10 protein-coding genes are annotated in these 10,506 nt (G+C 44.9%); 2 read left to right on the top strand and 8 right to left on the bottom strand.

What is annotated here, in order from left to right; translation table 11 throughout:
- A partial coding sequence (locus B5F87_RS19320) for a zinc ribbon domain-containing protein (protein ID WP_143405297.1) occupies window positions 1-222 on the top strand: 222 nt, incomplete at its 5' end.
- Between the two features lie 154 nt (window positions 223-376).
- Here the strand turns inward: B5F87_RS19320 and B5F87_RS19315 are convergent.
- From B5F87_RS19315 to B5F87_RS19285, 7 genes are all read right to left on the bottom strand, one after another.
- Window positions 377-1,234, bottom strand: a complete 858-nt coding sequence (locus B5F87_RS19315; protein WP_087284087.1) for a hypothetical protein — start codon at window positions 1,232-1,234, stop codon at window positions 377-379.
- A complete protein-coding gene (locus tag B5F87_RS19310) occupies window positions 1,221-1,418 on the bottom strand; it encodes a hypothetical protein (RefSeq protein WP_087284084.1) in 198 nt (65 codons plus the stop codon). The genes B5F87_RS19315 and B5F87_RS19310 overlap by 14 nt, the downstream gene beginning before the upstream one ends.
- A gap of 247 nt (window positions 1,419-1,665) precedes the next feature.
- Window positions 1,666-2,070 carry a hypothetical protein gene (locus tag B5F87_RS19305; RefSeq protein WP_087284081.1) on the bottom strand — a complete coding sequence of 135 codons (405 nt, stop codon included), beginning with the start codon at window positions 2,068-2,070 and terminating at the stop codon, window positions 1,666-1,668.
- Window positions 2,057-2,608, bottom strand: coding sequence for a hypothetical protein (locus tag B5F87_RS19300; RefSeq protein ID WP_087284079.1), 552 nt, complete (start codon window positions 2,606-2,608; stop codon window positions 2,057-2,059). Before B5F87_RS19300 ends, B5F87_RS19305 begins: the two co-directional genes overlap by 14 nt.
- Before the next feature lie 260 nt (window positions 2,609-2,868).
- Window positions 2,869-4,266, bottom strand: coding sequence for an RNA-guided endonuclease IscB (gene iscB, locus B5F87_RS19295; protein ID WP_158097109.1), 1,398 nt, complete (start codon window positions 4,264-4,266; stop codon window positions 2,869-2,871).
- A 448-nt stretch (window positions 4,267-4,714) separates the two neighbouring features.
- On the bottom strand, window positions 4,715-5,740 hold the full coding sequence (locus B5F87_RS19290; RefSeq protein ID WP_087284074.1) for a nucleoid-associated protein: 1,026 nt from the start codon (window positions 5,738-5,740) through the stop codon (window positions 4,715-4,717).
- A 186-nt stretch (window positions 5,741-5,926) separates the two neighbouring features.
- Window positions 5,927-8,212 (bottom strand): DEAD/DEAH box helicase, encoded by a 2,286-nt coding sequence (locus B5F87_RS19285; protein WP_158097108.1) that lies wholly within the window; start codon window positions 8,210-8,212, stop codon window positions 5,927-5,929.
- A 281-nt stretch (window positions 8,213-8,493) separates the two neighbouring features.
- On the opposite strand from B5F87_RS19285, the gene B5F87_RS19280 reads away from it, so the two are divergent.
- Window positions 8,494-9,657, top strand: coding sequence for a type IV secretory system conjugative DNA transfer family protein (locus B5F87_RS19280; RefSeq protein ID WP_087284068.1), 1,164 nt, complete (start codon window positions 8,494-8,496; stop codon window positions 9,655-9,657).
- Between the two features lie 493 nt (window positions 9,658-10,150).
- Here B5F87_RS19280 and B5F87_RS19275 read toward each other — a convergent pair.
- Window positions 10,151-10,506: RNA-guided endonuclease TnpB family protein (locus B5F87_RS19275; protein ID WP_143405296.1), on the bottom strand; the 356-nt coding region annotated here is incomplete at its 5' end.

The raw sequence follows: 10,506 nt of genomic DNA, 5'->3' as shown, positions 1-10,506 counted from the left end.
GCGGAATGGTATGGGAGCACAGTCATCAAAGTGGGGAAGTTCTTCCCATCCAGTAAGACCTGCTGCGCCTGTGGGCATGTCCATAAGGAACTCAAGCTGTCAGACCGGGTTTATGTCTGGCCGGCCTGCGGGCATGTGATGGGGCGGGACCACCAGGCGGCGGTCAACATAAGAGAGGAGGAAGTGCGTATCTATATCAGCACACATCCCCTTACGGCGTAGCCTCCGGGACGATAACCGCAAAAAGAACCGGTGGTTCACCGGGGATAGCCTGTCGAACTACGGGGCGCATGGTTGCAGTCATGCCATAATATGTCACCCGGTCAAGCAGGAATAAAAGAAGATTCCGGATCTACCCTCCGGGGCAGAGACGGTTTCAGAAGCTCGGTAACTTGTTGCCGAGTAGTTCACATCGTAGGTCCGCAATACCGTCCCGAACCTTATCACAGTGGGCATAATGGGTACCGTCAGAAACGACATTCTGCCCTTTGATCTTGCCGACATAGATATCATATTCTTTATAAGATTTCTTTTTGGATATATGCGTCAGGATATCATCCGCATACAGGTACCGTCCAGGAACATAATCCCCTTGCTGTAAAGTTTTTGAAGATCTAAGATGTTTGCCATTTTGAAAGATAGTTTGTCCAACTGCCAAATCATCTGGTAACTTCGTGATTCCGGTGTAGTTCATATAAAGCCCCCCACCAATTGTCATCCCCTCCGGCAATTCCGTGATCCCTGTATAGCATATATCAAGGCTTCCTCCGACTATCATCCCCTCCGGCAGCTCCTTGACCTTAGAATGGTTCATAAAAAAGGTTCCGCCAACCGTCAGCCCTTCCGGCAACTTTTTGAGCTCGGTACCGCTTATATCAAGATGTCCATCTACTATCAGCCCCTCTGGCAGCTCCGTAATTCCGGTATGGCTTACATCAAGGCTTCCGCCGACCGTCAGTCCCTCCGGCAGTTCCGTAATTCCTGTATAGCTTACATCAAGGCTTCCACCAACCGTCAGCCCCTCTGGCAGCTCCGTAATTCCGGTATGGCTTACATCAAGCAATCCGCGGACCGTCAGCCCCTCCGGCAATTCCGTGACCCCGGTATGGCTTACATCAAGGCTTCCGCCAACCGTCAGTCCCTTCGGCAATTCCGTGACCCCGGTATAGCATACATCAAGGCTTCCTCTAACTATCAACCCCTCCGGCAGCTCCTTGACCTTAGTATGGTTCATAAAAAAAGGTTCCACCAACCGTCAGTCCCTCCGGCAATTCCGTAATCCTGGTACGGCTTATATCAAGGCTTCCGCAAACTGTCAGTCCCTTTGGTAATTTTGTATACCTGCTATCATTAAAAAGGTCCAAGTTCCCGCCATTCTCTGCCATCATCTGTTTCGCTTTTTCTAATGTCAATTCCATGTGTCATCCTCCTTATATTTTGAAATATTTATACTTCCAATATGGACACAAAGAACAAATTTTTTTCCATTCAATAGTATTGAACTGGCACAGGTTTATGGGTGTGAAGTAAGTTGCTGCCGGTGCCTTCTTTTCGCATGGCACAGCTGCTCCTGGGCGATGACTTGAACTGGATCTGACTGCTTGGGGAGGGATATACTACAATAAAAAAAGAAGCATTGGAATCATCCGCCGCTTCTTTAAATCTTCAAAAATAGCTTTGTATAGAAAACCGTTCCTTTTTATATAAACGGAAGGCACCCGTCTCCTCTTTTACGAGGATATGGAACGGGCTGGCAAAAGCAAACCCGTTTTGGTCACATCGAGAAATGATTGCCTTCGCTTTATATTCCTCAATCTTTAGCTGTTCCCACAGTTTCCAAATTGCTTTTTCTTTATTTTCTTGATCTTGTCGCTGTTCTTTGAGCAATGCATTTTTAATGAGAAACAAATCATTTTTTAATTCGTTCGAATACATAATGTCATTAGATCCATCCTTATTTAATATTTCATCAATAAATCGGACGGGATCAACAGCATTGATGATACATTGCCGGGGAACTTCCCCAGAAGATAAAGGGAGACTGTCAATGACAGCCTCAACAGAGCGCATCGATCGACTCCAGGTTTTCTTCCGGGACTTTTACCGGTTTTTTCCCAAAATCTGCGGGAAGCTCCCCTTGGTTAAGATCTTCTATCAACCCCAGGGCTTTTGTCGGATGGCAAGAACTGCAATATATGATATTGTCATGCCCGCACTCCCGAACAAGAATGGTGATATCCCCTTTTGCATTCCAATATGCTTTATAGCGGTACTTTCCTACCTGTTTATTAGATGGCAGGTATTCTTCTCGCCATGACTCCCCAAAAGCATCCAAAAACGGGTTTGCTGGCAGGAATCTTGAATGGGTGTTTTCGCCTTTCATCGCCGGTTCATATTTTGCCCGGAGGTCCACTTTATAATGCAGTACGAACCACAGGACAGCACAGACAGCAGCTATCTGTACCGGCAGTGTGAACATATCAATGAGATGAGCTACGGTATAGCTCAACTGTTCATACAACACCTTATAAAACAGCAGGATTGCAGATAGAACTGCTATCAGGCAAAGCCCTTTCATTACATTTCTTTTTACTTCTTTTGCTTTCATAATAGATCCTCCTTTGATTTGTTTTTTAAGTCAGACTTAATTTAGAAAGCAAAAGGGAAAATTATTTTAAATCATGTTTTTTGCGGCATATCCTCCTTCTGTCATGTCTTCCTCTCTTTGGGCTGTCGACACAGGCAAGAATACCATATCCATCGTATACACCGCAGGGTACCACGTCCAAAAGATTGGGCGGGGAGGAATGCGGTGGCCTGCCCATGGCAGGTGATTGTATTACATCCCACCCCTGCTTCTCCTTTCTTTTATACTATAACCTGCTTCCAGCCACGGATGAATTCCTGTCCGATCACAGTGCAATTCGTAAGGTCTGCACTTTTCTGCCCATCAGAGGCTGGTTCGGTAAATTGCACATTGATACGCTTCACCGGGACCGGTGATCTTTTCGGTTTGTAATACCTGGTATGTGTCCCGTGTACGATCTTCCTCTCGTTTTTATAGAGAACAACACTTCCAGGTTTGAGCTGCGTCCTGCTTTTCCGTATGGAAAGATGTCCTTTTTTGATCTTCTTCTGCCGATAAGGATGCAGATTCTCGGAATCCTTCTTGTGGTTCCGGCTGATTCTCCCATTAAAAAGCTCCTTCCCGGACTTTTCCTTCCCATCTCGCCGGTCGATATAGACTGCATCATAAAATTTCTGCAGGATCCGGTCATTCCGGCGTTTCTTTTCAATATAGACGTCCGGCGTCCGGTGTTTCGGGCGGAACTCCCCAATACAGTACGCATCATTGATATGCGTCTTTTTCAAATGGCGTTTCTTACGCTCGATCTTTGTCCGTGTACCATAAGTGATATGGACGTTATCGTGCATCTCCTTCACCATCGCGAGCATCTGCCACCGGATCATGGACATATAAGTTGCCGGTGCTAGAGACGGAAAGTTTGGGTTCCTTCCATATAAGATGCCGTCCGGCTGGTGGTTTGCTGGCGTATGGCACTGCTCACAGCAGGTAGCAAGGTTGGCAAGCCGGTTGCTGCGGTCTTTCTTCCAATACCCGACATGGTGGACATGCAGGATGGCATGGTCCTTGATCCCCCGCCCACAGAATACACAGGTATGGCGGTCCCTGGTAAAGACCGCTTCCCGGAGTGTTTCGATCCCATACCTCTCTCCCTGCTGGTACTCCGCTCCTTCCGGCGGCTTCTCCCCGCGCAGGAGGGCTTTTAGCAGCTGCGTGTCGAACTTCCCCATCTCCAGCCACACGGATACGACCGGGCAGACAGCGAGGATCTTCGATAACAGCAGCAGCTGTGCCTCGACCTTATGGCGGATGGATGGTGCCAGCCAGCCTTTCTCTCTTTTACGGTTATTAAACCGGGGCTTCATGTAGCATTTCCGGTTCCGCCGGGTACGGCGGTACTTCCGCCTGGCATTGTGCCGCTCCGTTTCATCGGGCAGCAGGTCTGCCTGCAGCCCCAGATACTCATGTTTTTCTGATTTCACGGAGATCCCTACATGGAGATATCCCACGTCCGTGCAGTATTCGATCTTCTGTACTTCCCCGTCTTCCCGGTCTGTATCCTGGATGGTGAACGGATGGTACTGGTAGATCTTCGCGCGCCCCTTCTTTAACAGCTTCCTTGCACGGTAAGGACTGGTCGGCATCAGGGGCGTTCCGTTTGCAGATACAACAAATACCATAGAGTTTCCCTCCTTTCGCTTACGCGTTCCCATGGGACGGAGCGAATGCCCCGTCATACATGGGGTTCTCCCTTTCGGGGGTGGTCCTCATCGCCAATGTTATCCCCAGGTTTTTATGCGGGACACTTCTCCTTCCCTCAGAGACTGTTTAATCCCACACCGCAGAGCAGTGGACTTGAGGAGCATCCACTGGTGCCTGTCTTACCTGATGATGGATTCTGGGGTAACGTAGCTGACAGCGAATGAGCCGACAGCTGAGGCTAATCAATCAGGCTCACGGCGGACCGCAAGCCTCGCCTGAATTTGCCGAAGGCAAATCAGGCGGGGTTATTGACGTGAACAGGATAGCTTCTTTTTTCTGTGCGAACTTTATCTTTTTTATCAGTTTATTTATTTTCTTTTTTTTGACATATCACATTTGCGCCCTATGCAGGGCGCGTTAATGAGATCATTTGAGGATAAGATTCTCAATATTTTTGATCAGGACTGTTGTCCTCCCGGTGGCAGCATCTGTCTGCACTTCAAAATTTGCCCGTTTGTCATAGGTATCCATCGGGATCGAGATCTCAATCCCGGAATCCGTAACAAGCACCTGCTTTTCCAATTTTTTGAGAGTGGATGGGTTACTGATAGTGAATGTGTCGAACTGCAAGTCATACTGTTCCATCTTTTCATCGAATTCTGTTTTTTTATCAGCGTCTTTTCCGAATAATTCTTCCCCGATCTTTTCCACATCAAACTGCTCCTCTTCCTGGTACAGATGGCGCAGTTTGCTCTTTGTATCCATCTTCTTTTTGATGTCGGTGCCGTCGTATTTATTCGAGATAGTATTAATGGTACGGTCAATGACTGACAACTTCTTTTTCGGAGCCAGGGAGGTATGGCAGACAAGGAATAATTCAGAAAGATAAAACATCTTTTCCCCATTGATCTCATATCGTTTTTCCAAAAGGTTGATATGAAGATCCGTCAGGTTGATGATGACAGCTTCCGGGATACGGGTTCCGGAAGCCGGCAGGGCGCTTGCTTTAACGATATCCGTGTGTGTGTCCTCCAGAGAGTGGGTATAATTCGACTTATAATTCATTTTTAATAAAGCTAAGAAAATAGTTCCATTCGCCTGAAAAGAGACAGTCAACAGATCCGCCGCCGGGATATCGATGCCCTGTCCCATGATGGAATACAATTTTTCAGCCAGCTCCCGGCTTACCGACAGGAAAGATTGTTCATCGGATTCAGTGAATCCATTTAAAATGGAATAGACAGCGGATGTATCCGGGTTAAATTCACAGTTTTTCGTATCATCACTGGAGATGATCTTAAAAATATGTCCACGGATAAATTCATACAAATCCGGTCCGGAATCCAACAGCGAGTCGGATAAATTTAAAATACCATGTTCTGTATCCAAAATATGGAGGACTGTTTTTCTTATAACAATATCATCTTTTGTGATTGGCTGTTTTGTGATCATATAAAAATCTTCCTTTCTTTTTTCTTTTAATTTGGTTTACATCCACACATTAAAAAATGTGACACATTGTTAATATTGTTCTGTGAACTTACCACAAAAAAGATTATCTCTGCTTGTTTCCCTGCGGTTTTTTAGTGATAGACAGAAGGATATCTCCCTTCCTAACAAAAAATAATATTACTTTCCTCATCTATATTGCGTATCGTAGACGAACCTCACTTCTGTTGCGCAAAGTCCATATCCCGTTTTTTCTGCTTCACATAAAATTTCATTTACATTGCTAATCCTTTTTGGCTTTTGCAGGGATGGCATATGATCTTTGATCCATAAAAGGATAGAGATCATACAAGATGCCTGCAATTTATCCCAGTTAGAGATGTCTGCATTTTCCGGAAGCAGATAACCTTTCTGCGAAGTTTCCTCGATCAGGGACTGAAAGAAAGCGACTTGCTTTGCAGATGGATGGTAGGAAGAACCGCCGTACAGAGTGATGTTCAGTTTGACAGAAGTGGCTTTTTTTAACTTATCCTGTGCATTTTCCCTACGCTCGCTTTCTTGTTTTTGTTTTTCTACTTTCTGCATGACCCGTTTCTGGAATGCCGGAAACAGAGATTTTCCCTTTTCGTTTTTCTCCTGCTCCTGCTCTTCCATTCGCTCGTAATTTTGCTTTTTTTGTTCTTTTATTCTTTTTGATGTATTTGTTTTATATCCAAATTCTTTTAAAAATCTTTTATTTTTATTCAGAGTGGATACTTGGTCGAGCAGCATCGATGCTTCAAACTTATTGAGGTTTTCTGCATCCTTTGTATCCAGGTCATATTTTTTCAGATCTCTCTTGATGCGGCTGGACTGCTTTCCGGTACAATGCGTCTTTTGCCAGATCTTCGCAGCATCTTTATCCCAACCATACCGGTAATAGTCCGGCAGGGTGCCACAGTAGTCACGAGCGAGTGTAATAGCTTCATCCCATGGCAGATCCCCAATGAAACGATCACTGTCCAGCCCTGGAAAATCGTTCTCATCTACATCGAATTGTATCGTAGTCCTGCCGAAAAGATCGGGCTTGGATAAGTAGATCTTCTGTGAATAATCAGGATAGATCACATAAGCCTTGTCCGCATCGGCGGTCTCTCGGACCAAAAGCCCCTGCGTATCCAATTCTTCATCCTCTTTTTGTGTATTCCATGGGGCATATTCCTGTATGTAAGTACGGATATCAGGAGCTGTATTGAACGCATCTTCAGTTTCGGCAACCAACCGGTTAACACTCTCGATCTCGTATTCCAACTGTTCACTAATGCTAGTGATATGCCCCTTGATCAAGTCGCATAATTCAGAAAGATCGACGTCTTCATTGATCTTTTGCTGTTCTTTTTTATCTAACAATAACGGGTTGATACCAAACAGTGTCGGTGCTGTACAAAGGCTGCGTTCTTTCCCGTCGTCTGGAATGATATCGATGACAAGGCAATGCTCCTTTCCTTCATACAGCCGTGTCCCCCGTCCTACGATCTGCGTATATAAAGAAGAGTTGCAGGTCGGACGGAAATTGAGGATCGCGTCACAGATCGGCAGGTCTGTCCCTTCCGTCAACACCATGCAGTTGACGATAGACACGACTTTTCCAGATGAAAAATCATCTAAGATCCTCCGGCGTTCTTCATCCGGCGTATCTCCAGTGACCATCTGTATCCGCTCTTCTTCCCCTGGTACCAAAGTACGGATGGCCGTCAGGAGTAAGACACAGATTTTTTTATTAACGCAGTAGATCAGGGTATGTTTACTTTTTGTATGACAGTTATCCATATAAACTTTTGCAGCCAGTGCGATTGTTTCCGCACTGGACAATTTGCCATCCAGATCCTGTTGGTTGAAGTCCCCCGCTGTCTTTTTCACTCCATTCAAAGTATAATTTCCATTCACCAACTTGCACCGTATATCACAGAGATAGCCGTTTTTAATACCCCAGCGGAGATCTCTGGAAAAAACGATATCGTCAAACACATCATCCAGCCGTACACTATCTCCTCTTTTTGGTGTTGCGGTAAATCCAAACACACGTCTTGCATCTGAAAAGTAATTGAGAATCTTTTTATAAGACGGTGCAGCGGCATGATGGGCTTCGTCAACAATGATCGTATCAAAATCATCCGTCCGGAACCGCCGCAGCCGTTTATCCGAGTGCATCGATTGAACAGAAGCGGATACCACTTCTTCCCCATGGGAAGTTTCGTCTGCTTTCTCAATCCCGAAAGGACAGTCATAATATTTCTCCGGCTGACGCACCAACTCGTCTCGGTGAGACAGGATCAAAGTACGGCCTTTCCGTTCTAGGTGGGTAAAGATCATTGTTTTGCCGCATCCGGTCGGCAGGGCAATAAGATGCCGCCCGCTCTCAATAGGATTTAATATATCTAAACATTCTTTTTGATATGGACGGAAAGTGATCTCCTGTTTTTTCTGCTCTTCCATCGGTATATTCTCCTTTTTTTCTTTGTGATCTTCATATTTTCTCCCTTCCCGGACGTCTGTCACTTCATATTCTTCATATTGTTCTGTGATCTTACCACAAAAAAATTCATTCCTGCTTGTTTCCCTACGGTTATTGAAAGAAAAGGGGGAGTCCGCATGGAAACATATTTGGATTAATATGATAAAAAATAGTGTTTTGAAATAATGAAGCAGAATTTCCCAAACCGGCAGTTTCCTCATATTAAATATGTAACTGATTAACGATAGGGAAAGGAGCTATTATGAAGAAAAAAATTCTTTTGGCAGCAGCAAGAGCGTTAGGGGCTGTAACTGCATACTTATATGGGAGACGGAAAAAAGAGAGCCAGGAACCAGCATCTCCCGACTATAAGAACAAGATCATCCTCTCAAAAAATATATGGCGTGAGCAGGACACAAGAAAAACAAAAATCAACAACAACTTTCTCTTGATTGGGGACAGTGATACTGTAATAAAACATTTTATCATTCCAAATATCCTGGAACAAAATTCCAGCTATATCGTTGTTGATCCAGAAGGAAAGATCTATGAGCAAGTGAAATTAGAGTTGTATGGTTACGAAATTAAACGTCTGAACTTATCTTCTCACTCCATGAAAAGCAGCGTCCCTTATAATCCGTTGGCCTATGTAAAAACAGAAAGAGATGTGATGCTGATAATTGATTGCTTTCTTTCGCAAAATGGATCTAACGGAAAATTTGGTTGCGATTTACAAAAGATTCTTCTCATTGGATGCATATTTCACTTATTGGAGACAGAAAATAAACTTTCTTTTAAGGCATTATATGATTTATTAGATAATTTTTCTGATGATTTGTTTGCTTCAGCTCCTGCAGATGGACATGCGGTAAAACATTTCAGATATTTCAAAGAAAGTGCCACTGGGCCTGCAAAGGATGCTGTCATTGACTCTTGCATTACCTGTTTGGAGCCATTCCGTTTTTGGGGTGAAGAAGATGGCTGCAATCTGGAAGAGCTTTCTGACAGAAAAATTGCATTATTCCTGATTCCTGATGCAGAACCTAATGCTATCGCAAAAACTTTCATTCCCATGATTTTCGCACAACTTTATGAAATTGAAATAAATACGGTAATCCCTTGTTCTTCTATCACTTGTTTCATCCAAGACGAAGAATATCTAAAAGGGTTTGACAATGAAGATAATATTTCGTTCCCAAAATCCATGATCTTTCCGACTTATGGCGTTGATCTGGTATTCGTCACAGAAAAAATTTCAGAAAGCGATTATAGTAATCATACCGGGATCAATCTGACGACAGCTGCTAACTGCGATTCCATCATCTACTATTCTTCACCAGACTTAGCAACTGCTGAATACGTATCAAAGCGGATTGGCGATGAGAAAATTTCTTTGGAAAAGGGACAAGAACCCGCCGAATTATGACCGCAGCTGAATTGCTACGACTTCCAAAAGGCAAATGTGTCGTAATCCAGGAAAACCAACGAACTATCATGGATGATGTTTATTAACTATTGACGCAAAGAAAGCGGAACTTAGTTCCGTTTTCTTTGTTATTTTTGTAAGGCGAATGCCTGATAGCAGATGTGGTATTTCTTCTTTTCATTCGGAAGCAACACCATTTCTCTTAAGAGTGTGACCGGATCTTGTGTCTCCCCTCTCCAAAGCAAACTTTTTTCCTGTGCCTGTCAAATCCGGAAGTGTACGGGCCCAAATCTTTGTGAACTACTCGGCAACAAGTTACCGAGCTTCTGAAACCGTCTCTGCCCCGGAGGGTAGATCCGGAATCTTCTTTTATTCCTGCTTGACCGGGTGACATATTATGGCATGACTGCAACCATGCACCCCGTAGTTCGACAGGCTATCCCCGGTGAACCACCGGTTCTTTTCGCGGTTATCGTCCGTCCGTCTCCGGAGGCTACGCCGCAAAGGGGTGTGTGCTGATATAGATACGCACTCTCTCATTCCGTATATTGATAGCTGCCTGATGGTCCCGCCCCATCACATGCCCGCAGGCCGGGCAGACATAAACCCGGTCTGACAGCTTGAGTTCCTTATGGACATGCCCACAGGCGCAGCAGGTCTTACTGGATGGGAAGAACTTCCCCACTTTGATGACGATGCTCCCATACCATTCCGCTTTATAAGAGAGCACCCGGACGAACATCCCCCATCCGTTGTCACTGGCCGACTTCCCAAAGGACAGCGCTTTCTTGATGGCGGACATAGAAAGGTCCTCAATACAGATGATGTCATAGTGAGTTACAAGCCGGT

Source organism: Eubacterium sp. An3 (assembly GCF_002159465.1).
In the GTDB taxonomy this organism is placed as follows: Bacteria; Bacillota; Clostridia; order Lachnospirales; family Lachnospiraceae; genus Anaerobutyricum; species Anaerobutyricum stercoris.
The sequence above is the reverse complement of the archived record's forward strand: the minus strand, read 5'-3'. Positions and strand labels throughout refer to the sequence as shown.

What these genes read in the sequence shown, in the direction of transcription:
- B5F87_RS19280 (WP_087284068.1), top strand. Translation starts at nt 8,494, where the DNA reads ATGAAGAAAAAAATTCTTTTGGCAGCAGCAAGAGCGTTAGGGGCTGTA.
- B5F87_RS19310 (WP_087284084.1), bottom strand. Translation starts at nt 1,418, where the DNA reads ATGGAATTGACATTAGAAAAAGCGAAACAGATGATGGCAGAGAATGGC.
- iscB (WP_158097109.1), bottom strand. Translation starts at nt 4,266, where the DNA reads ATGGTATTTGTTGTATCTGCAAACGGAACGCCCCTGATGCCGACCAGT.
- B5F87_RS19315 (WP_087284087.1), bottom strand. Translation starts at nt 1,234, where the DNA reads ATGAACCATACTAAGGTCAAGGAGCTGCCGGAGGGGTTGATAGTTAGA.
- B5F87_RS19290 (WP_087284074.1), bottom strand. Translation starts at nt 5,740, where the DNA reads ATGATCACAAAACAGCCAATCACAAAAGATGATATTGTTATAAGAAAA.
- B5F87_RS19285 (WP_158097108.1), bottom strand. Translation starts at nt 8,212, where the DNA reads ATGGAAGAGCAGAAAAAACAGGAGATCACTTTCCGTCCATATCAAAAA.
- B5F87_RS19305 (WP_087284081.1), bottom strand. Translation starts at nt 2,070, where the DNA reads ATGCGCTCTGTTGAGGCTGTCATTGACAGTCTCCCTTTATCTTCTGGG.
- B5F87_RS19300 (WP_087284079.1), bottom strand. Translation starts at nt 2,608, where the DNA reads ATGAAAGCAAAAGAAGTAAAAAGAAATGTAATGAAAGGGCTTTGCCTG.